The 20,518-nt window shown below is 43.4% G+C and carries 18 protein-coding genes; 10 read left to right on the top strand and 8 right to left on the bottom strand.

Annotation, left to right across the window (positions count from 1 at the left end; translation table 11 throughout):
- Window positions 1–125: 125 nt before the first annotated feature.
- From GPM24_RS11160 to GPM24_RS11150, 3 genes are all read right to left on the bottom strand, one after another.
- Window positions 126–1,349: a GAF domain-containing sensor histidine kinase gene (locus GPM24_RS11160; protein WP_158826832.1), complete on the bottom strand. Its 1,224-nt coding sequence runs from the start codon at window positions 1,347–1,349 to the stop codon at window positions 126–128.
- A 148-nt stretch (window positions 1,350–1,497) separates the two neighbouring features.
- Window positions 1,498–2,214: a DUF4397 domain-containing protein gene (locus tag GPM24_RS11155; RefSeq protein ID WP_158826831.1), complete on the bottom strand. Its 717-nt coding sequence runs from the start codon at window positions 2,212–2,214 to the stop codon at window positions 1,498–1,500.
- Between the two features lie 428 nt (window positions 2,215–2,642).
- Window positions 2,643–4,859 carry a xanthine dehydrogenase family protein molybdopterin-binding subunit gene (locus GPM24_RS11150; RefSeq protein ID WP_233268797.1) on the bottom strand — a complete coding sequence of 739 codons (2,217 nt, stop codon included), beginning with the start codon at window positions 4,857–4,859 and terminating at the stop codon, window positions 2,643–2,645.
- Between the two features lie 132 nt (window positions 4,860–4,991).
- Between GPM24_RS11150 and GPM24_RS11145 the strand changes: the two genes are divergently transcribed.
- Window positions 4,992–6,134 (top strand): putative sensor domain DACNV-containing protein, encoded by a 1,143-nt coding sequence (locus tag GPM24_RS11145; protein WP_158826830.1) that lies wholly within the window; start codon window positions 4,992–4,994, stop codon window positions 6,132–6,134.
- A gap of 151 nt (window positions 6,135–6,285) precedes the next feature.
- On the opposite strand, the gene GPM24_RS11140 is transcribed toward GPM24_RS11145, so the two are convergent.
- Window positions 6,286–7,497, bottom strand: coding sequence for a threonine synthase (locus GPM24_RS11140; protein WP_158826829.1), 1,212 nt, complete (start codon window positions 7,495–7,497; stop codon window positions 6,286–6,288).
- 340 nt (window positions 7,498–7,837) lie between these two features.
- Here GPM24_RS11140 and GPM24_RS11135 point away from each other — a divergent pair, with 340 nt between their 5' ends.
- A complete protein-coding gene (locus tag GPM24_RS11135) occupies window positions 7,838–9,925 on the top strand; it encodes a ferredoxin-like domain-containing protein (protein WP_158826828.1) in 2,088 nt (695 codons plus the stop codon).
- Window positions 9,922–10,644, top strand: a complete 723-nt coding sequence (locus GPM24_RS11130) for a precorrin-2 dehydrogenase/sirohydrochlorin ferrochelatase family protein (protein WP_158826827.1) — start codon at window positions 9,922–9,924, stop codon at window positions 10,642–10,644. The genes GPM24_RS11135 and GPM24_RS11130 overlap by 4 nt, the downstream gene beginning before the upstream one ends.
- A gap of 39 nt (window positions 10,645–10,683) precedes the next feature.
- On the opposite strand, the gene GPM24_RS11125 is transcribed toward GPM24_RS11130, so the two are convergent.
- Together GPM24_RS11125 and GPM24_RS11120 are read right to left on the bottom strand one after the other, a co-directional pair.
- A complete protein-coding gene (locus tag GPM24_RS11125) occupies window positions 10,684–11,388 on the bottom strand; it encodes an SDR family NAD(P)-dependent oxidoreductase (protein WP_158826826.1) in 705 nt (234 codons plus the stop codon).
- 61 nt (window positions 11,389–11,449) lie between these two features.
- Window positions 11,450–12,412, bottom strand: coding sequence for a lysylphosphatidylglycerol synthase transmembrane domain-containing protein (locus GPM24_RS11120; protein ID WP_158826825.1), 963 nt, complete (start codon window positions 12,410–12,412; stop codon window positions 11,450–11,452).
- Window positions 12,413–12,595: 183 nt separating this feature from the next.
- Between GPM24_RS11120 and GPM24_RS11115 the strand changes: the two genes are divergently transcribed.
- The 4 genes from GPM24_RS11115 to GPM24_RS11100 all read left to right on the top strand — a co-directional run bounded on the left by GPM24_RS11115 (window position 12,596) and on the right by GPM24_RS11100 (window position 16,578).
- A complete protein-coding gene (locus GPM24_RS11115) occupies window positions 12,596–13,465 on the top strand; it encodes a carbon-nitrogen hydrolase (RefSeq protein ID WP_158826824.1) in 870 nt (289 codons plus the stop codon).
- Window positions 13,458–14,507: an agmatine deiminase family protein gene (locus tag GPM24_RS11110; RefSeq protein WP_158826823.1), complete on the top strand. Its 1,050-nt coding sequence runs from the start codon at window positions 13,458–13,460 to the stop codon at window positions 14,505–14,507. The genes GPM24_RS11115 and GPM24_RS11110 overlap by 8 nt, the downstream gene beginning before the upstream one ends.
- Window positions 14,508–15,051: 544 nt before the next feature.
- The gene (locus GPM24_RS11105; protein ID WP_158826822.1) at window positions 15,052–16,275 is read left to right on the top strand and encodes a multidrug effflux MFS transporter; all 1,224 of its coding nucleotides are present in this window, start codon (window positions 15,052–15,054) and stop codon (window positions 16,273–16,275) included.
- A gap of 51 nt (window positions 16,276–16,326) precedes the next feature.
- Window positions 16,327–16,578 (top strand): hypothetical protein, encoded by a 252-nt coding sequence (locus GPM24_RS11100; protein WP_158826821.1) that lies wholly within the window; start codon window positions 16,327–16,329, stop codon window positions 16,576–16,578.
- A 106-nt stretch (window positions 16,579–16,684) separates the two neighbouring features.
- Here GPM24_RS11100 and GPM24_RS11095 read toward each other — a convergent pair whose 3' ends face one another.
- Window positions 16,685–16,975, bottom strand: coding sequence for a putative quinol monooxygenase (locus GPM24_RS11095; protein WP_158826820.1), 291 nt, complete (start codon window positions 16,973–16,975; stop codon window positions 16,685–16,687).
- Window positions 16,976–17,063: 88 nt separating this feature from the next.
- A complete protein-coding gene (locus GPM24_RS11090; RefSeq protein ID WP_158826819.1) occupies window positions 17,064–17,639 on the bottom strand; it encodes a thymidine kinase in 576 nt (191 codons plus the stop codon).
- A gap of 75 nt (window positions 17,640–17,714) precedes the next feature.
- On the opposite strand from GPM24_RS11090, the gene GPM24_RS11085 reads away from it, so the two are divergent.
- From GPM24_RS11085 to GPM24_RS11075, 3 genes are all read left to right on the top strand, one after another.
- A complete protein-coding gene (locus tag GPM24_RS11085; RefSeq protein WP_158826818.1) occupies window positions 17,715–18,872 on the top strand; it encodes a DUF8457 domain-containing protein in 1,158 nt (385 codons plus the stop codon).
- 95 nt (window positions 18,873–18,967) lie between these two features.
- Window positions 18,968–19,696: a DUF3891 family protein gene (locus GPM24_RS11080; RefSeq protein WP_158826817.1), complete on the top strand. Its 729-nt coding sequence runs from the start codon at window positions 18,968–18,970 to the stop codon at window positions 19,694–19,696.
- A gap of 71 nt (window positions 19,697–19,767) precedes the next feature.
- On the top strand, window positions 19,768–20,496 hold the full coding sequence (locus tag GPM24_RS11075) for a hypothetical protein (RefSeq protein ID WP_158826816.1): 729 nt from the start codon (window positions 19,768–19,770) through the stop codon (window positions 20,494–20,496).
- Window positions 20,497–20,518 lie beyond the last annotated feature (22 nt).

The raw sequence follows: 20,518 nt of genomic DNA, 5'->3' as shown, positions 1-20,518 counted from the left end.
TTAAAAGCCAAAAAATTTCATTTGAATGCAAGGAGGAATTTATCTTTTAGTTAGAAGCGCTTAAAAGTGGAATGAGTAAGGGCCATCTAATTTCATTTGTTAAACGGCCCTTACTTATTTTTATACTATGCGTTCTTAACTTGCGGAATAGAAATTTCAAACGAAGTTCCTTCGCCTGGGCTTGAATTTATTTTCATTTCCCCCTTCAGGCTGTCTACCAAGTGCTTTACCAGTGCCAAACCAAAGCCATAACCCTGTTCGCCGCTGGTACCGTTGGTTGAGGTGCCCTGGCCGTGCAATATGGCGTTCACTTTGTCTTCTGTCATGCCTACACCGGTGTCTTGTACATTAAAGTGCAATTGGTTTACATCTGTGCCTATTTTTAAACCCATCTCTACCGAAACTTTACCGCCCATCGGTGTGAATTTCATGGAGTTGGATATCAGGTTACCTATAATTTGCAACAACTTGTTTTTAGAAAAAGGAATAACCTCAGTGTCTGCATTGGTTGTTACTACAAATTCAATTCCCTTGTTAAACGCTTGGGGGGTATATAGTTTTTCCAGCTTATCTTTTAGCATAACTTGGTTAAACTCATTGGCTCCAAGTTTAGGTGCAGATGCTGCTAATGGTACATCAGCACTTAATATCTCATCGGCTAGTTCTAAAATAGAATTGCCGCTTTTGTGAATCAAGTTTATAAACTCCAACACCTCTTCCATGGTGTTTTCATCACCTTGCTCACTTATAATCCGCGCTAAACCAATAATACCGCCAATTGGGCCCCGAATATCATGGGCTACCCGTTTTTTACTTTCCAGTGCATTAGTGGCGCTGCTTTTTAAATTTTGAATTATTTTGTGTACTTGCAAGCGATTCACAATTTCACCGGCAATAATTTTCAGCATTTCTACCTTCTCGGGCGTTAGCGGCTTGCTCTCGGTATCAAATACACATAGCGAGCCAATATTATAACCAGATGAGGTTTTAAGCGGGATGCCAAAATAATAACGCAGATTTGGATCGCCAGATACATAGGCTTTATTTTTAAACCGGTCATCTACAGATAAATCTTCTACCTCAAATTTTTCACCTTCTGCAATGGTGTACTGACATACCGTATCTTCACGTGGATATTGTTCTAATGGTAGGCCATGGTTGGCAATAGTCCACGAGGTGTAGCTGTCAATCAAATTAACCAGCGAAATATGGGTTCCCGCTATTTTAGCGGCTAAAGTGGTCAGATCCTTAAATTGATCTTGCAAAGTGCCATAATCCAAATCGAACTCCGAAAGTTCAATTATCCTTTCCATTTCATTTGCCGGTACCGGCGGTGTAATTGGTTGCATGGTGGGGCTTTTAGATTTTTACTTAAACGTATTGACTTACAATTTGGTTTAACTAAAACTTACCTAGTATAATACTTAAGGTTAAGCAAGAAACAAAAAAAGCGTCGAAAAACAAATTCGACGCTTTTTTTGAATAAGGATTATTTTATTAATAATGTCCGTTGCTTTGCAGTTTGGCAGTAAGCTTGGTTTGGTCGGTAGCACCTGTTACACCTTGTAGCCAAATGGTGTATAAAGCATCACTGTTTAGTTGTACATTACTTAAGCTGGCTAATACATTACTGGTGCCCGTTTGGCGAATCTCGAGTGTATAACTAGCGTTACCATTTACGGGTACAAAAGGTGAGTATCCTTTAAATCCCTTGTTGAAAGCTAACAAAGCGCCATCCTTAATAACTAAGTCAACAGCACCTGCATTAGGACTCAAATTTAATAAGCGAATAGTAGCTTTGCCAGTAGCCGGACGTGCAATTGAATCACGAATTAAAAGAAATTCTGCCTGGCTAGGTAAGTTTGTTAAAAACAAGCTGTAATACTGATCCTTCTTCAAGGTCATCGTGTCCGATTTAATAACTTGTTGTGTACCGGATGCATAAAAAGTAGCTGTTCTTTTTCCGGTATAGACCTGAAGATAATCCGGCAGGCCACTGCCATATGGGATATTTGAATACGCTCTGTTTTGATCCACATAAAAATCAACAGGTTGAGAGCCAGGCGACGCGTTGATTGCCCATACATTTGCCGTTGACGGTGCTACATATTCTTCATCATGGTTTTTTAAACAAGAAGAAAACAGGGCGGCTACCAAGCACATCATTCCAATTATGCCTGCTTTTCCTTTAATAGATAGTTGAGCTTTTCTCATAGTGAAAATAAATTATTTATTAACCCTTACGCAGAAAGATCACCATGTGCTACTAGCAGTTAAAAAAAATTTGAATTAAAATGAGGGGCAAAATTTAACAGGAAAAATAAGATATCCAGATTGAAATGCTCAAGTAATTATTGAGAATAGATGCGATCATTGTAGACGTCGGATAATAGAAAAAGCCTCCTCGCTCTTGCAGCTTGGAGGCTTTCAACCTAAACCTTATCACAATTGTAAGTATAGTACTTACAGCTACAAAAGTAAGTATTTACACATTAAATGCTAACTTTTTTTCCCGAAGTTTACATTCTGTTTATAATTTATCAAGGTTAAATTAATGCTAAAAGGTTTTAGAAAAGCGCTAAGGCCGATTAATTATTTTACAAAAAAATCACTTTGCGGGTGGCTTAGCGTAAAATATACACTTAAAGCAATTTATTTGGTGTAATAGGCAGCTCCCGAATGCGCTTGCCGGTAGCGTGGTAAACAGCATTTGCCACTGCTGCGGTAAAGCCAATTAAACCAATCTCGCCTATCCCTTTCGCACCCATGGGGTTCAGGTAATTATCGGGCTTGTCTATTAAATGTACTTCAATTTGTGGTACGTCGGCGTTTACAGGTACATGGTAATCGGCCAGGTTGTTGTTTACATACCGGCCATAGCGGTGGTCAACAATACCTTCTTCCATTAACGCCAAGCCAATGCCCCAAACCACCGACCCCAGTACTTGGCTGCGGGCGGTTTTATGATTCATGATGCGGCCAGAATCAATAACCGACACTACACGGTTTACTTTCACCATACCCATAGCTGGATGCACCAGTACTTCTACAAAATGCGCACTAAATGATTTGCCCGAATACTGTTCTGCTTCTGGCCCGGGTTTAGATTCAATGGTAACGTCAAGTTGAGGTAGATTATATCGCTTCAGTATACCAATATAATCAATGCTGGCATCTAATGGTGCTGATGGAATCAAGTCCATAAATTTTTTTTTCAGTGCTATTGCTGCATCATGTACAGCGGCCCCGGCCGAAGCAGTGGTATGCGAGCCATATTGTGGCGGTGCATAAGGATAAGCAGCATCGCCCCAATCAACATTTACATGGCTTACATTAATCCCTAAAGCATCGGCTGCAATTTGGGTGAGTATGGTGGCCGAGCCCGGCCCGGTATCGGCTACCGAACTTTGTATAATCACTTTGCCATCCATCAGCATTTTTATATAGCCAGACGATGGTGCACGCTCGGCTTTGTAAATGCCGGCAGCCATTCCCCAGCCCATCAGCATGCCATCTTTTTGCATGGACCGAGGTTGAGCGTTGCGTTTAGCCCAGCCAAATTTTTCGGCGCCAATAGTATAGCATTCTTTTAAGTAATTGCTTGACCATGGCTTATCTTTCATCAAATCCTTATCTGCAAAATTTTTTAGTCGTAAAGCCAGTGGGTCCATCTTCAATGCATAAGCCAGTTCATCCATGGCCGATTCCATAGCAAATGATCCACTGGTTTCGCCGGGGCCGCGGGCGGGGCAGGGGGTGCTCATATCCAGCGGTACCAATTTATAGGTAGTTTCTAAATTGGCACAGTTGTACATGGATTTGGTTGGTTCAATAATGCGCTCGGTAAACTGCTCATATTGCGAGGTTGAACCGTAAGCCTCATGACTGATACCTACCAACGTGCCATCGGCGTTAGCACCAATCCTGAATTTTTGCACTGAGTAGGGGCGATAGCCCACCATGTTAAACACCTGCTCGCGCGCGGCCACCACTTTAACTGGTCGGCCTACCTTTTTAGCGCCCATTACCGCAGCCATTTCATGTGGCCACATACGCGACGAGCCGCCAAAGGCACCGCCCACAAAGGGGGCATGTACTTGCACATTTTCGGGCTTTAGATTAAAATATTGTGAGAACTGCTGTTGCGTAGTTTTTACGGCCTGCGTTTTGTTGAAAATTAATAGCTTGTCGTTGCTTTCCCAATAAGCCGTGGTAGCATGGGGTTCCATAGGGTTATGCACCTGTTTAGGGGTGCGGTATTCCAAGTCAAGTTTAACAGGTGCGCTTTGCCAGGCGTCGGCTTGTCCTCTGGTGTAATCAGAGGGCTTGTCTGGCTTGATCGCCTTATCCAATTGATCTTTAATATCGGTGTGGTGGTCTTCTTTCTGATAGGTGATGTTTACTAAGCCAGCTGCGTATTGTGCCCGTTCCAGCGTTTCGGCAATTACCAATGCTACGGGTTGCATGTTAAAGCGAATAATATCGTCCTGAAACAACTTAAATTCTTTACCCGAAAATATAGGAATTTTAGAAGCCGGATTTTTAGCATACCCCGGTACCGGCGGGCTGTTCAGGTGACTCATTACCAGTAGCACACCGGCCGCCTGCTCGGCTGCTTTACTGTCTATCTCTGCAATTTTACCTTTGGCAATAGTGCTGGTTACCAGTACGCCGTAAGTCATGTTTTTTAATGCATACTCGGCCGCATATTTGGCTGCTCCAGTTACTTTAGCCCGTGCCTCAACGCGGTTAAGTGGTTGGCCAATGGCTGGTAAAGATGCTGTTGGGTTCATAGTGGCAGATGGGAAAGCTTTAAATATCACTATGGAAGCAACAGGCAGCCTTTTAATTTGTTGCATGCCTGCGTGCCTAAGTTGTTGCCAAATATTACAAACCCGAAACAATATGTGTATACACCTTAAACAAAAGTTAGTTTAATTTGCCATTGTAAAATTCAACGTCGTTTATCTAACCTGTAAGGCAACTCAATCATGATTTCAGAACCTACCTATCTGGCTGCACGAATGGTATCCGGTACTATTAGTAACCACTTTGCTTATCATCTGGAAACAGCCGATTGTGCAGGTAAATGTAACCTGGCACCCCAGCCCGAGTTGCAATGTATTGAGGCCGTTATTGACGTAGCTTTTTGGGCCAGTTTGCGGCGAGAGGAAGGCCACTCGCCCAAAATCTCTTTAGCGTTATTACCGCCCGAAAAAGCCAAACAGCCACTGATGTTTAAACACCGGTTGCGATTAACGCCGCATAATTTAACCAAGTTGGGCCCCGCAGTTGAAAAGGCAGGTATTCACTTAGGCGTATGGCATGATGAAAAAGGCATGTATGTTTGGGGGAGCGTACTAAACCTGCCGGGCATTTGCTTTGTGCTGGAAGTGATAGAGCCGGGTTTGCTGGTGGTAAAACACAGCCGTGCCGATGGTTTTGGCAAGTTCATTAACGTGGCCATTTTAAAAGGTGATGAAATTAAAATTGTAAATGAACGCCGCTTAGGTATGGGCGATTCACCGGCGCTGGTAGCCTCACTGTTAGGTATGCCATTACCCGATAGCCAGGACGATGCTGTGAATGTACTGATTGAACTGGCCGGCGCCATGCGTGAACATGGCCGTGGCGGATTGGTATTGGTTGTTCCTGCTAATTCTTATGCCTGGCATGACTCTATAGTGCACCCGATATCGTATCCTATAGTACCGGCCTATTGTGGCATCTCCGATTTGATGAAAGAAGACATCAGCGAACGGAGCAAGCCCTCATGGCGTGAAGCCTTAACCCGTGCTATTGATACAGTGGGCGGCTTTACAGCAGTAGATGGTGCTACCGTCATTACTCATGAGTACGATATGCTGGCTTTCGGCGTAAAAGTTACCCGTTCTAAAAACAGCATGCCTGCACAAGAAATATTAATGACTGAACCCGTTGAAGATAGTACAGGAGCGCTTATACACCCGGCGCAAAACGGCGGCACGCGCCATTTAGCGGCGGCACAATTTGTGAACGATCAGCGTGATTCATTGGCTCTAGTAGCTTCCCAGGATGGACATTTTACAATTTTTTCTTGGTCAAGCCAACTGGATAGGGTACACGCGCACCGTATTGATGCATTATTGTTATAAGCTTACTAAAAACCTAATTAAAAGGTAGGATTATCAAATAGCAACACTCAAAAAACCTGTCATTGCGAGGAACGAAGCAATCTCGTCGCCTGATTACGAACGCGATGGGATTGCGTCGTTTCTTGCAATGCCAGGTTGTAAAATCTGTTCTTTAAACATCAATATTCTCTAAATACTTATAACCACTACCCGTATTTAACAACAGTACTTTTTCTTGCGGCTTAATCCAACCGTCGCTTTTTAGCTTTTTAAAAGCTTGCCAAAGGGCCGCGCCTTCCGGGGCAATCAGCATGCCTTCGTAGCGGGCTATCTCTTTTAAGGCTTCGCTCATTTGTGCATCGGGAATAGCAATGGCTGTACCGTTACTTTCGCGTAATACTTTTAATATTATTTTATCGGCATAAGGTTTGGGTACGCGCAAGCCGTTGGCAATGGTAAAGCCGCCATCCACAAATTCTGCAGATTGCTGGTTACCATGAAAGGCCTGCACAATACCATTGCAACTTTCTGATTGCACGGCCACCATGCGTGGGCGGTGGCTGCCAATCCAGCCCAGTTGCTCCATTTCATCAAATGCTTTCCAAAGGCCAATCAGTCCGGTGCCGCCACCGGTAGGGTAAAGTATCACATCGGGCAATTGCCAGTTTAGTTGCTCAGCAATTTCATAACCCATTGTTTTTTTACCTTCCAAGCGATAAGGCTCTTTTAACGTTGATACCTGGAACCAGCCATGAATCATGGCCTGCGCGTTGGCCAACCGGCCACAGTCGCTGATGTTGCCATCTACTTCAACCAATTGTGCCCCATATAGGTGGCACTCGTCTTTAAAAACCTGTGGCGTGAGTTGCGGCATATATACGACGGCTTTAACACCGGCCCTGGCAGCATACGCGGCCAAAGCGCCGCCTGCATTGCCCGCAGTGGGGGTAATAATGGTATTGATCCCTAATTCTTTTGCCTTGGATACGGCTGCACCAATGCCACGGGCTTTGAACGAGCCGGTTGGATTGCCCGATTCGTCTTTCCAAACTACTTCGTTGTCGCCGGCTATGTGCTGGAGGTTTTTTAAGGGCAATATGGGTGTAAAGCCTTCACCAAGTGTTACAATATTTTCTTCATCCAATAGGGGAAGTACTTCTTTGTAACGCCACATGGTTGCCGGTCGACCAGCCAAAATTTCTTTTGACAAGCCGTTACTGAGGTCATACTTTGCAAAAAGAGAGGATAGACATGTTGAGTCTTCACAAACGGTGCGTACTATATCAGCACTGTAAGCTTTACCACAGGCCGGGCATTCCAAATGCGTTACAAGTGAACCTGTAGTATGAGTTGCCGGTGTAATTTCTTTATTGATCTGAAGCATACTTGATCTGATGGCAGCACTAAACAATTTGCACGGTGCTTGAGTAAAATCTGTTTATAAGCCCACCTTATTTATTTTTTAATAGGACTAGTAATGTGAGCATCATACTTAACGGTGAAAATATTGAATTAGTTGTGACACTAAAGCGTATAAAAATACTACTAAGTTTATATACTATGTATATATTTGCTATTCATATTACCTAAAATTGACCTATGTTGTTTTATGGCGGTTTTTTACTGTGTAAGGTATAACAAGAGGTGATAGGTTATAAAAATATTTCAAGCCTGGGCAGTTACCCTGACAGTGGCTTTTTTGTTAAGATTGTAAAAACATACACATGCAAAGTTTTAGAACTGAACTGGAAAACCCGGTGGTGGAAAAAGATATCATCGACTTAGAGAAAAAGATCAGGGCTTTCCGTGAGGGTAAAATACACGACGAGAAATTCCGTAGCCTTCGTTTAGCACGCGGTGTTTACGGTCAGCGTCAGCCCGGCGTGCAAATGGTGCGTATCAAGCTGCCTTTTGGTAAGGTGACTTTTAAGCAGCTATTGCGCATTGCCGATATTGCCGACGAGTATGGCAGCGGTAATTTACACTTAACAACACGTCAGGATATACAGATACACTATGTGAGCCTTGACCGTACGCCCGAGCTTTGGGCCAAGCTGGAGCAGGATGATATCACCCTGCGCGAAGCCTGCGGTAACACTGTGCGTAATGTAACCTCGTCGCCTACATCAGGCATCGACCCAAAAGAGCCATTTGATGTATCGCCTTATGCACATGCTACTTTTGAGTACTTTTTGCGTAACCCTATCTGCCAGGAGATGGGTCGTAAATTCAAAATTGCGTTTTCATCAAGCGAAGAAGATACCGCATTTAGTTACATCCATGATATTGGGGCAATTCCAAAACTGCGTAATGGAGAGCGCGGTTTCAAAATACTGTTGGCCGGTGGTTTGGGCGCTCAGCCTGCACTGGCGCATATGGTAAATGAGTTTTTGCCCGAAGATGAACTGATTCCGTATATCGAATCTATCATCAGGGTGTTTGACCGCTACGGCGAGCGTAACAACCGTAACAAAGCGCGCTTAAAATTTTTGGTTCAAAAAATTGGGCTGGAAGAAGTATTGCGCCTGGCCGAAATTGAGAAGACAGCCAATAAAGTTAAAACTTACAAAATAAACCGCGATACGGTACCAGCACCTGCTGTACCGCAAGCAACCAGTTATTCCGAAGTAACCATTATTAACCAGTTGGCTTACGATGTTTGGAAGGCTACTAACGTGTTTGAGCAAAAGCAACAAGGGTTTTATGGCGTATTTGTGAAAGTGCCTATCGGCGATATTCATACACCCGAAGCCCGTAAGTTGATTGAAGGCATCAAGGGTTTAGTGGCTGATGAAATTCGCATCACCCAAAACCAAGGCTTGCTGCTTAAATATGTGCGTGCCGAGGCCTTGCCTGCGTTATATAACGTTTTGGAATCGGTCAATTTGGCCGAGCCGGGATTTGATAGTGTGGCTGACGTTACTACCTGCCCAGGTACGGATACCTGTAACTTGGGTATTTCCAACAGCATGACTTTAGCCCGCGTATTGGAAGAGGTGATTTACACCGAGTACGAAGATTTGGTATACAATCGCGATATTAAAATCAAAATTAGCGGCTGTATGAATTCCTGCGGTCAGCATGGTTTGGCGCATATTGGTTTTCACGGCAGTTCTTTAAAAGCTGATAAACGCGTATTGCCATCAGTACAAGTGCTGCTGGGTGGTGGTACGGTAGGCGACGGCGTGGGCCGTGCAGCCGAAAAGGTAATTAAAGTTCCGGCTAAGCGTGCTACGCATGTATTACGTTATGTATTGAATGATTATCAGTCTAACACCACAGAGGGTGAAACTTTCCATAATTATTACGACCGTCAGGGTAAAGATTATTTTTATCAGTTGTTGAAACCACTGGCTGATTTGACTAACCTGGCCGACGATGAATTTGTAGACTGGGGGCACGAAGAAACTTTTGCTACCGCCATTGGTGTAGGTGAGTGTGCCGGTGTGATGATTGATTTGGTTGCTACACTGCTGTTTGAATCTGAAGAAAAGCTGGGCTGGGCTAAAGAAGCTTACCAGGACGGCCGTTGGGCTGACGCCATTTACCATAGCTACAATACTTTCATCAGTTCGGCAAAAGCTTTACTGTTGGATAAAGGTGTAAACAGCAGTACGCAAATTGGTGTGATCAAAGAATTTGACAACCATTACGTAAGTGCCGGTTTGATTAATTTACTAACCAGCTTTAATGATTTGGTAACGCAAATAAACCAACACGAGCCATCACAGGAATTTGCCACCGCATATTTGCAACAGGCTGAAGAATTCCTGACTGAGATGAAAGCTAAACGCGAAACCGTGAATGTATGATAAGCCCTGAAGAGCTTAACAATAATGCTGTGAACAGCACAAAAGAACCGGACGGCAACCTGCTGTTTCCGGTTTTTTTGAAACTGAACCAGTTGCATACTGTACTCATTGGTGCCGGCAATGTTGGTTTGGAAAAGCTGACGGCATTATTAGGTAATAGTCCGCAAGCACGGATTACCATTGTGGCTGATCGGGTGTTAACAGAAGTTGAGCAATTGGTAGCTAACTATCCGCAGGTAAGCATCCGGCAAAAAACTTTTTTAGAAAGCGATTTAAACGAGGCAGATGTAGTGGTAGCTGCAACCGGCGACAATGAATTGAACGTTAAGATCCGGCAAGCTGCACGGCAACGTAAGCTACTTATCAATGTAGCCGACAAACCGGAATTGTGTGATTTTTACCTGGGCTCAATCGTCAAAAAAGGCGATTTAAAAATCGGTATCTCTACAAACGGTAAATCGCCCACAGTGGCCAAGCGTTTAAAAGAAGTTTTGAACGAAGCTTTGCCCAATGATATCAATACCACCTTACAACAGATAAGCGCGCTTCGGAACACCCTAAGCGGCGACTTTGCCAGCAAAGTAAAGGCTTTGAATAAAGCAACGGAGGTATTGGCTCCATCAGCCAAACCATCATTTTACCAAAAAAACAAGACCTGGCTTATTATAGCAGGTCTTGTTTTAATTATAATTCTTATTGCAGTCGTTATCTACCGTTAAGCCAAGTTTAATTCTCTACTTTATATTCTTGATTTGAAATTACGGTGTTGTTAAAGCAACAGGGATTACTTTGCCGCTAAAAAACTTCTGACCGGTTAAGGCAAAGTCGGCAATATACTTCCCCATTTCAAACGCCATTACCGGCGACTCAAATCCTGGGAAAGCTTTCTCCAGCATTTCTGTTTGGGCCGATCCCAAAGCCAGGCAGTTGACGCTTATTTTTTGTCCGGCCAGTTCCTGCGCCAGGCTTTCAGTTAAGGCATGCAAAGCGGCTTTGCTGGCAGCATAAGCTGACAATCCCGGAAAACGCGAACTGCCCTGATAAGCACCCATGGTGCCGATATTAACAATATGCCCGCCTGCCGACATGAATGGCAATATACTTTGCGTCATGCGCACGTGGCCCAAAAAGTTGCTTTGCAGCATTTCTACAAAATCCTGCTCACCCAGTTCCATAAAGGGTTTGTTCACCAAAGCACCGGCATTATTAATCAGCACATCTACCTTATTATCAAAATTAGTGCGGATGAATTGCTGTAACCCGGCATAGTCATCATACACAATATCAAATTTGATAGGGTAGAGCGTACATTCCGGATTTAAGCCTTTGGCAATTTCCAGCAAGCGGGTAAGCCGGTCTTGTGAACGGGCCAAAGCAATTATTTTGTGCTTGTTGGTCAATATTAAATCCAATACAGCCTCAAATCCTACGCCGCTGCTGGCTCCCGTGATGATGATATTCATGTTGCCCCCTGATTTCCTAAAAGGTAAATGGTGTTATTGATTATGGGTAATAGCTATTGGGTTAGATTTGTTTGTTGATAGCGGCTTCTTGCTCTGCAGGCTCGGCGTTTTGTTCCATCTCTGGCAAGCCTTCTTGCAAACGACTTGGACGCAATACGTAGTAAACGCCAATTAACGATACGAGTAAAGAAATCAGGTAAAAAGATACACTCAGAAATACCGCCAAACCTACATTCATGTGGAAAGGGCCTGAAAGCTGCGTGAAAATAGCCTCCCGCGCACCAGCTCCACCTAATGAAATAGGCACTACCGCTGCTAATGCTGATAGCAGGAATGATAACAGGTAAGGGGCAAACTTGCCGCTAAAATTTTGGCCCAGCATTACCAGCAAAATGGTAAGCACTTGTAAAGATTGTACCATCACTGCTTTACCATGTGCCTGTACAAAGTTGCGGGTATATTCCTTGAAAAACTTATGCGCTACAAAATAGTAAATAGCCGATCCGACCAAAAATATGCTGGCCGGAATGGCCATATGCAATTCTACCTGCGGTACAAATAAAATCAAAGCAACTACTATTAAGCCAATGGCCCATAAGCCGCTCAGGCGATCAAACAAAATGGCCCAGAAAAGCTTTTTGGCAGGTAGTTTATAGGCTTTAGTAAGCATGTAAATTTTATAACCATCGCCGCCAATACCGCCGGGAAGTAAAAAGTTATAAAACATGCCCAGTAAATACAATCTGAAATTGAAACGGGTATCTAACCTTAAATTGATTGATTTAAAGAAGCTTAACAAGCGCCAGGCCGATACTACGCTGGATAAGAAAAATACCACTACAGCAGCCAGCATCCACCAGTAATTAGCGTGCAACAGGCGACCTTTAACATCCTCAAACGGTACTTTGGTAAAAACGTAATAAAGTAATACCGATGTTACTGCAATTTTAAACAGCAGCTTGGCAGCACTCCACAGAGTGTCTTTCCAGGTTTTGGGCTTCGGGAGAGTTTCCGTATCAGTCATTTGTTTGCAAAGCTAAGTAAAAAAACAAAAAGCTGTTTTACGTAACCAAAACCTTACCTGCTGTTGGTGGGCAACAGATAGATAAATGGACGTTTTTTTACATTAACTCAATAATACCATTATCTGCATATCGCTTAACTTAATTTACTAATGTGTATTTTTGCGCAAATTTTTAAAGCAGAGATGAGCAAAGTACAAGTAGGTTTGGTACAGATGAGCTGTACAGCTGATAAACAGCAAAATTTACAGAAAGCTATTGCAAAGGTACGCGAGGCCGCACAGCAGGGCGCACAAATTGTGTGCTTGCAAGAGCTGTTTACCTCGTTATATTTTTGTGATGTTGAGGATTATGATAACTTTAAATTAGCTGAACCAATTCCTGGTCCATCTACCGATGAGCTGTCAAAAGTAGCTGCAGAACTGGGTGTGGTAATCATAGCCTCGCTGTTTGAAAAACGTACACAAGGTTTGTATCACAATACCACTGCGGTATTGGATGCCGATGGTACTTACTTGGGCAAGTATCGTAAAATGCACATTCCGGACGATCCGGGCTTTTACGAGAAATTCTACTTTACTCCGGGCGACTTGGGCTACAAGGTGTTCAAAACTAAATTTGCTACCATTGGTGTGCTTATTTGCTGGGATCAGTGGTACCCTGAAGCTGCCCGTATTACCGCTTTAATGGGTGCCGAAATTTTGTTTTACCCAACCGCTATTGGCTGGGCATCATCACAAGATGTAGATACTAATACCGAGCAGTACAATGCTTGGCAAACCATACAACGCTCACACGCGGTGGCCAACGGCGTGCACGTGGTAAGCGTAAACCGTGTGGGCGAAGAAGCCGGCCTTAAATTCTGGGGCGGTTCATTCGTGTCAAACCCATTTGGTAAGGTGATGTTCCAGGGCGATCATAAAGAAGAGCAAACTACGGTGATTGAACTGGATCTGGATAAAACCGACCATTACCGTACGCATTGGCCTTTCCTGCGCGACAGACGTGTAGAAACTTATCAGCCCATCACTAAACGCCTGTTGGACGATGAGTAATTTTAATAATTCTCCTGCAAAGCAGGGATTCACCTTTCCTGCTGAGTGGGAACCACATACGGCAACCTGGCTAAGCTGGCCGCATAAAGAGGCTTCGTGGCCAGGTAAAATTGAAAGCATATATGCAAACTACTGTGCCTTTATCAAAGAAGTAGCACAAGGTGAATTGGTGCGCATTAATATTGCCAACCAACAAATGCAGGCATTTGCCACGCAGCATTTACAACAGGCGGGTGTTGATTTAAACCGCATTCAGTTTTTTGAGTTTCCAACCAACGATGCCTGGTGCCGCGATCATGGTCCGGCGTTTTTGGTGAACCGCAGTACCAAGAAAAAGGCTGTGGTAGATTGGGGTTACAATGCCTGGGGGGGCAAATACCCACCGTTTGATTTAGACGATGTGATACCTACCCGTATTGCCGAGCATTTTAATTTGCCGGTGTTTAATCCGGGTATTGTGATGGAAGGTGGTTCGGTTGATTTTAACGGCGCTGGTACGGTGTTAACCACTACTGCATGTTTGCTCAATAAAAACCGTAATCCGCACCTGAAACAAAGCCAGATTGAAGAGTACCTGCAAAACTTTTACGGAGTTGAGCAGATACTATGGCTGGGCGATGGCATTGTGGGTGATGATACCGATGGGCATATTGACGATATTACCCGTTTTGTAAACGAGGATACCGTGGTAACCGTTGTGGAAGAAAATAAAAGCGACGAGAACTATGCCATACTGCAACATAACCTGCAGGTATTAAAAGGTATGCGTTTATTAAACGGCAAACAGCTGAATGTAATTGAACTGCCAATGCCTTCGCCGGTTATTCATGAAGACCAACTGCTGCCGGCATCATATGCTAACTATTATATCAGCAACGCTGCGGTAGTAGTACCAACTTACCGTTGTGATGCAGACCAAAAAGCATTAGACATTATTCAGCAATGCTATCCTCACCGCAAGGTAGTAGGTATTGATTCTACCGACATTGTATGGGGCTTAGGTAGTTTCCATTGCTTAAGTCAGCAGGAACCCGAAGTGTAAACTTTTAATCTAGGTATAAAAGCAAATGCCCTGTTCTAATCAGAACAGGGCATTTGCTTTTATTAATATATTTTTAGCTCCTATATAACAGGTTACTCTGCCTCCACGGTAGCTATAAAAGTGTTTATGGGCAATTAATGAGCGCAAGAAATTATCTCAACAACCACATCCACAAGGTAATTTGTGAAAAGGGTTTGCCTCTACAAGATAAGTTGCAAGGTTATGTTTATAGTTAACAAGCATTGTTTTGCTCATCACAGCAATAGATTTTGCATATAGTGAAGCCATATACAATACCGGAGTAATTTGCGCTGGTTTAGCGTCGGGTAGGGTTAGGGCGATAAGGGATGCTAAAACTTTCATGATTTGCGTTTTCAGTTGACAAATCAAAAATCGTTAATATTTGATAATCAATTGTTAACATAGATTAAGATTTGCGTTTATAAAATGTCAATTTTCATAATATCGCTGGTCTGTCAAAATAAATCATATCCACGCTGTTAATCATTTTACTGGCTATTTTTGCCGCCTTAATTTGTAAAGCATGACTAAGCGCCAGCATTTTTTTCTCATACTCATTCTGGGGGCTTTAACCACCATAGGGCCGTTTTCTATTGATATGTATCTGCCTAGCTTTCAGGCCATAGCAGATGATTTGCATACCACTATACAGCAGGTAACCCTGTCGTTGTCAAGCTACTTCATCGGTATATCGGCCGGGCAATTATTATACGGACCATTACTGGATAAATATGGCCGCAAAAAACCTTTATATGTTGGTTTGGCCGTTTACCTGCTGGCATCGTTTGGCTGCATGATGGCGGCCAGTGTAAATCAACTGATTGCTTTGCGCTTTATACAAGCCATTGGCAGCTGTGCAGCTGCGGTAGCAGCAGTGGCTATGGTTCGCGATTTATTTCCGATTGAGGAAAACGCCAAAGTGTTTGCCCTGCTGATGCTGGTGGTAGGTGCATCGCCCATGATAGCGCCTACTGTTGGTGGTTATGTAACTACAGCCTGGGGCTGGCACGCTATATTTTTAATCTTGGCTATCATTGCCGTTATTATTTTGCTGGCCGTTATTTTTTATCTGCCCGACAGATACATACCTAACCGGGAGCTATCCTTAAAACCGGGCCCTATTCTGAGCAACTTTTGGTTGGTACTTAAAAACCCGCAGTTTTATACTTATGCATTTACCGGTGCTATTGCCTTTGCGGGTTTGTTTGCTTACGTGGCCGGTTCGCCACTGGTATTTATGAAAATTTATAGTGTGAGTGAAGAAACTTATGGGTGGATTTTTGCCGGCTTATCCATCGGTTTTATCGGTTCCAGTCAGGTAAATAGCTGGTTGCTTAAGCGATACAGCAGTCAGCAGATTGTGCCTGTGGTGCTGGTAGCTCAGGCTATTTTCGGCATCTTATTTTTAATAGGTGCTTATTTAAATATATTGGGTTTGCCTGGTACGCTGGTAATGCTGTTCTTGTTCCTATCTTGTATTGGTTTGGTTAATCCCAACGCATCGGCAATGTCCATTGCGCCGTTTGCCGAAAATGCAGGAAGTGCTTCGGCGCTGATGGGCGCTGTGCAGTTAGGTTTAGGAGCATTAGCATCAGTAGGGGTTGGTTCGTTTCATTCGCTTACCGCTATTCCGCTGGCCGCGATCATGGCGGGCTCAGCAGTATTGGCCTGCCTGGTGTTTTTTGTTGGTCGCAAGGCTATTAAAGAGCCCACTGTGGTAGACGGCAACGTGGCAGCGTTTCATTAAAACAATACGGCCTTTGCAACCTTATAGTAAGTACAACAAAATTTAAAAGTTATGGCTGCAGAAGAAAATAGAGAACCACTAAAAACGGCTGGGCATGAACAGTCGGGTGTAGAAAATAACCAGGAAGGTAACGGTCGCAGCAGTGCCGAAGTTGAAAAGACTTTTGAAATGGACCCACTGCAACAGGCTTACGACGCTTCTACTCCTTCATTTGAACTGAATTTGGACAGCGGTGACACTGCTGGAGGCCCAGTAGGTAATGAAGATAAGGATAAACAAGACGGACCCAACATTAAGCAATAACGTCTTTCCATTAAAAAGGGCTGGTTAATTAATTAACCAGCCCTTTTTAATGGAGTAAGTTTTGTGATCCAAGTAGCACAAGATTGTGTTTGCAGCACAAAGCTTATTAAACCAAACGTTCCAAAGTTTTAATTTTTGCCGGCCGGGCTAGCAATACTGGCGATATGCGTACAAAATGTTTGTAAGGTACTGCTTCCTGATGTCTGCTTAATGAATCTTCATCACGCCATTCCTCAATAATCAGGTAACGGCAACGTTCGTTGTTGTACTGGTATACTTCATATTTCAGGCAGCCATCTTCCTGTAACGAGGTGTCAACCAGTTTTTTCAGCTCCTGTTCAAACGTCTCCTCCGCATCCATGTTGCAGTGCATCATGGCTATCAACTTCACACTCATAATTAGATGGTTATTGTAAAATAATAACCATGCAAAGACTTAATTTGTTGTGCAAGTTGCAAATAATATTAGTGAAATACTGAGAAGTTTACTGCTCCATATAACAAGCACGACAACGCGGCTCGTAGCTTTCTTTTTCGCCCAGCAGTATGCGGCTGTTATCAGGCACCAGGCGATAGGAGTATAGGGCCGGATTGCCGCAGCGTACACATACAGCGTGTACTTTAGTTACCGATTCGGCCATGGCAATAATGGCAGGCATAGGGCCAAAGGGTTGGCCTTTGTAATCCATGTCTAATCCGGCCACAATAACGCGGACGCCTTTGTTGGCTAAGGTGTTGCAAACATAGGGTAACTCATCGTCAAAAAACTGGGCCTCGTCAATGCCCACTACCTGCACATGGCTACCCAGTAACAGTATGGATGAGGAACTTTCTACCGGAGTAGACGGAATGCTGTTTTGGTTGTGCGATACAACGGCCGTTTCATCATAGCGTGTATCAGTTTTGGGCTTAAAAATTTCAACATCCAGGCGGGCAATCTGTGCACGGCGTAACCGGCGAATCAGCTCTTCGGTTTTGCCCGAAAACATCGAGCCACAAATAACTTCGATACTTCCGCCATGCTCACTTCTTCTTTTAAAAACGTCTTCACTAAACAGCATTCCAAAAACTTTACAGCCGGCTAATATCAGAATTATATCTTACTTTTGGATAGGTACGTTTTCAACATCAGCAACATGAAACAACAGGAAATATTTAAGAAGATAGGTGGTATTTTAAAAGAATTGAATGAGCAACATGATTATTTGCAATCGCAAAATGACGAGTTTAGCGACCTTGATTTAGAGCTTTTTGCTGCCAGCGCACATTTTTTAACCGACCATACCGAGATATTGCGCAAGCTAAACCAACATACCGGCGGCAGCAAAATTGAGCCGGTTACACCGGCTGTAACACAGCAACCGGAGCCCGAGCCTGCACCAACGCTGCACCATCATGCCGAATTACCGGTAGACGAAGATATAGCCGAATCATTTGCTGCACCACTGCCACCGCTGGCTGAGAGCGCTGTAGTGTATGATCCTTGGCCTGTAACACCTGAAACGCCGGCTGTTGTTGACGAACCGATAGTTACTGAAGAACCTGTAGCAGAGCTGCCGGTATTTGAACAACCTGCACCACAAGCCGAACCTGAATATCAGGAACCGGTGGCTGAGCCAGTTGTAGCATCGGTAGAGGATGCACCTGCACCTGAAATTAATATAGAACCCGCGCGCCAGGATTTTTATTCTTTTATGCGTGAGGAGTCGCAAACGTCGGCACCACATCATGACTTTAGCATCAGCAGCAGCCATACAGAAGAAGTGAGTGCATCAGAACCAGTTCCGGCAGTGTTTACGGCGCCGGCACAGCCCGAGCCTGCTTTCCCAGCTCCTGCTCCAGCCGAGCCGGAACCGGTACAACATACTGAACCTGTAAAAGCATCACAAGACCCAGTAGTGGAACAGCCTGTAAGTGCTCCTAATCTGTTTACTTCACAACCAGCACCCACGCCTCAAGCCCCAAAAGCCGAAGAGCCGGTACTTACATTAAATCAGCGCCTGTCGGCCCAGCTGCATGGTAATACCAATACAGCAACATCTTTTCAAAGCCAATCCATCACCGATCTTAAATCGGCCATTAATTTGAATGATAAAATGCTGTTTGTGAAGGATCTGTTTAACGGCTATAGTTTGGCTTACAGCGAGGCTATTGAACTGCTAAATCGTAGCAAAAGTTTTGATGAAGCCGATCGGTTTTTGAAAAACAACTATATGACTAAAAACAACTGGGCAGATAAACCAATAACAGTCGAAAAGTTTTATAGCATATTGCGTAAGCGGTTTCCACAATAATTATAAGTAAACCCATCCCTGCAAGGATGGGTTTATTGTTTCTAATCAAACACAACAACCTCCAAACCTGTTCCCAACTATGTACTGCAAAAGCTATGATTGTAAATTACACAGAACAGGGATGGGAAATTATCACCCAAAGGGCACATGGGCTATTGGCGGGGCAATTCATGTTGCATTGGGCACAAAAGCAACGTCCCAAACGATGGATGGAAACCCTTTTGGCTGTTGCCGAACATGATGATGCGCATATTGAGTTAGAGAACGACGAGTTGCTTACGCCGCAGGGCGGTCCGCTACATTTTGCCATGCGCTCGTTCGATCCGGAGTTTTGTCGCCGTGTGACAGAGTTTTCCCTTTCTAAAAGCCGGTATATTGCCCTGCTGCATTCCCTGCATATGGATTTTTTGTATCATGACGAAGCAAAACACAACGCAGAGATAAAAGCTTACTTAGCAGAACAAGCCAAGCTGCAAAAAAAGCTGCGTAAAGAACTTGGAATAGAAAAAGCCGAGGCTGATAAACTTTATAGCCTGCTTGAATGGTGCGATGCTTTGTCCTTGTTGCTTTGCCAGCACAAAGTACAACCCGAGCAGCGTGGTATAGACATCAGCAGGGGTCCTGCTAAAAGCGAACATCAACTGAAGCAAAATGCCGATGATACATTGACAGTAAGCCCTTGGCCGTTTGAGGAAGACAAGTTTGAGGTGTGTGTGGAGGCAAGATTGCTTACGCAGTTGAAGTTTGCAAATAATGAAGAGTTTAAAAAGGCGTTTTTAGCTGCGGAGGTATATGAATTAAATTTGGTTTTTAAAAAGCATTGAAGCTTTTGTTATTGCTTTAATTATTTTTCTGTATTTTACACAGTAAACCTTAAACAATAGAAATTGCAATTATGAAATCGCTTGTTAAAAAGACTACGAAAAAAATCTTTACTACTGTTCTGCTCTTTAGTTCAATAATCGTTGTAAAAACAGAAGTAAAAGCACAATCAACTGATGTTCGAACAGGCATTATGTGGAATGCTATGATGGCTCCTGCCTCGAAAGAAGTTTATTATGATCGGATTAATAAGATAGATGGTAGCCCTTTCTTTCAAGATCAATTCATGGAAACACAAGCTATCACTAATGACGGGAAACGATATAAGATAGAGAAAGCGAAGCTTGACTTGGTGAATCAGTTTTTAGTAGCTGATGAGTCTGAAAATAGTACCACCCCCTCAAACCCTATATTTGTTAATAATCTTAAAAGCATTGTTATCAAAAATAAAAATGGTTCTGAATACCTCTTTGAAAGTGGATTTCCGGCTGTAAACGGAAACGGTGAAATGACGCTTTATCAGGTTCTTGGAGGTAAAGATGGAAAACTATTAAGATTGTTTACAAAAAAGACAGCTTGGAGAAAATCATACGGAACACAACAAGAGTATGTAACAAATAACATTAGTTATTACATATATAAGAATAACAGTATGTCTGAATTGAAAAAAGATAAAGACAGTATACTAAGTGTTTTTTCAGACAAGAGCCAGCAACTTTCAAACTATATCGATTCTCACAAGCTGAAAATTAGTAAAGACAAAGATCTAGACGAATTGATAGCATATTATAATACATTGTAAAATAAGGAAGCGGCTTAGTAAA

The organism is Mucilaginibacter lacusdianchii, from assembly GCF_009770985.1.
Taxonomy (GTDB): Bacteria; Bacteroidota; Bacteroidia; order Sphingobacteriales; family Sphingobacteriaceae; genus Mucilaginibacter; species Mucilaginibacter lacusdianchii.
The sequence above is the reverse complement of the archived record's forward strand: the minus strand, read 5'-3'. Positions and strand labels throughout refer to the sequence as shown.

Excerpts from the sequence above, each read along its gene's own strand:
- GPM24_RS11160 (WP_158826832.1), bottom strand. The coding sequence starts at position 1,349 with ATGCAACCAATTACACCGCCGGTACCGGCAAATGAAATGGAAAGGATA.
- GPM24_RS11155 (WP_158826831.1), bottom strand. The coding sequence starts at position 2,214 with ATGAGAAAAGCTCAACTATCTATTAAAGGAAAAGCAGGCATAATTGGA.
- GPM24_RS11150 (WP_233268797.1), bottom strand. The coding sequence starts at position 4,859 with ATGCAACAAATTAAAAGGCTGCCTGTTGCTTCCATAGTGATATTTAAA.
- GPM24_RS11145 (WP_158826830.1), top strand. The coding sequence starts at position 4,992 with ATGATTTCAGAACCTACCTATCTGGCTGCACGAATGGTATCCGGTACT.
- GPM24_RS11140 (WP_158826829.1), bottom strand. The coding sequence starts at position 7,497 with ATGCTTCAGATCAATAAAGAAATTACACCGGCAACTCATACTACAGGT.
- GPM24_RS11135 (WP_158826828.1), top strand. The coding sequence starts at position 7,838 with ATGCAAAGTTTTAGAACTGAACTGGAAAACCCGGTGGTGGAAAAAGAT.
- GPM24_RS11130 (WP_158826827.1), top strand. The coding sequence starts at position 9,922 with ATGATAAGCCCTGAAGAGCTTAACAATAATGCTGTGAACAGCACAAAA.
- GPM24_RS11125 (WP_158826826.1), bottom strand. The coding sequence starts at position 11,388 with ATGAATATCATCATCACGGGAGCCAGCAGCGGCGTAGGATTTGAGGCT.
- GPM24_RS11120 (WP_158826825.1), bottom strand. The coding sequence starts at position 12,412 with ATGACTGATACGGAAACTCTCCCGAAGCCCAAAACCTGGAAAGACACT.
- GPM24_RS11115 (WP_158826824.1), top strand. The coding sequence starts at position 12,596 with ATGAGCAAAGTACAAGTAGGTTTGGTACAGATGAGCTGTACAGCTGAT.
- GPM24_RS11110 (WP_158826823.1), top strand. The coding sequence starts at position 13,458 with ATGAGTAATTTTAATAATTCTCCTGCAAAGCAGGGATTCACCTTTCCT.
- GPM24_RS11105 (WP_158826822.1), top strand. The coding sequence starts at position 15,052 with ATGACTAAGCGCCAGCATTTTTTTCTCATACTCATTCTGGGGGCTTTA.
- GPM24_RS11100 (WP_158826821.1), top strand. The coding sequence starts at position 16,327 with ATGGCTGCAGAAGAAAATAGAGAACCACTAAAAACGGCTGGGCATGAA.
- GPM24_RS11095 (WP_158826820.1), bottom strand. The coding sequence starts at position 16,975 with ATGAGTGTGAAGTTGATAGCCATGATGCACTGCAACATGGATGCGGAG.
- GPM24_RS11090 (WP_158826819.1), bottom strand. The coding sequence starts at position 17,639 with ATGCTGTTTAGTGAAGACGTTTTTAAAAGAAGAAGTGAGCATGGCGGA.
- GPM24_RS11085 (WP_158826818.1), top strand. The coding sequence starts at position 17,715 with ATGAAACAACAGGAAATATTTAAGAAGATAGGTGGTATTTTAAAAGAA.
- GPM24_RS11080 (WP_158826817.1), top strand. The coding sequence starts at position 18,968 with ATGATTGTAAATTACACAGAACAGGGATGGGAAATTATCACCCAAAGG.
- GPM24_RS11075 (WP_158826816.1), top strand. The coding sequence starts at position 19,768 with ATGAAATCGCTTGTTAAAAAGACTACGAAAAAAATCTTTACTACTGTT.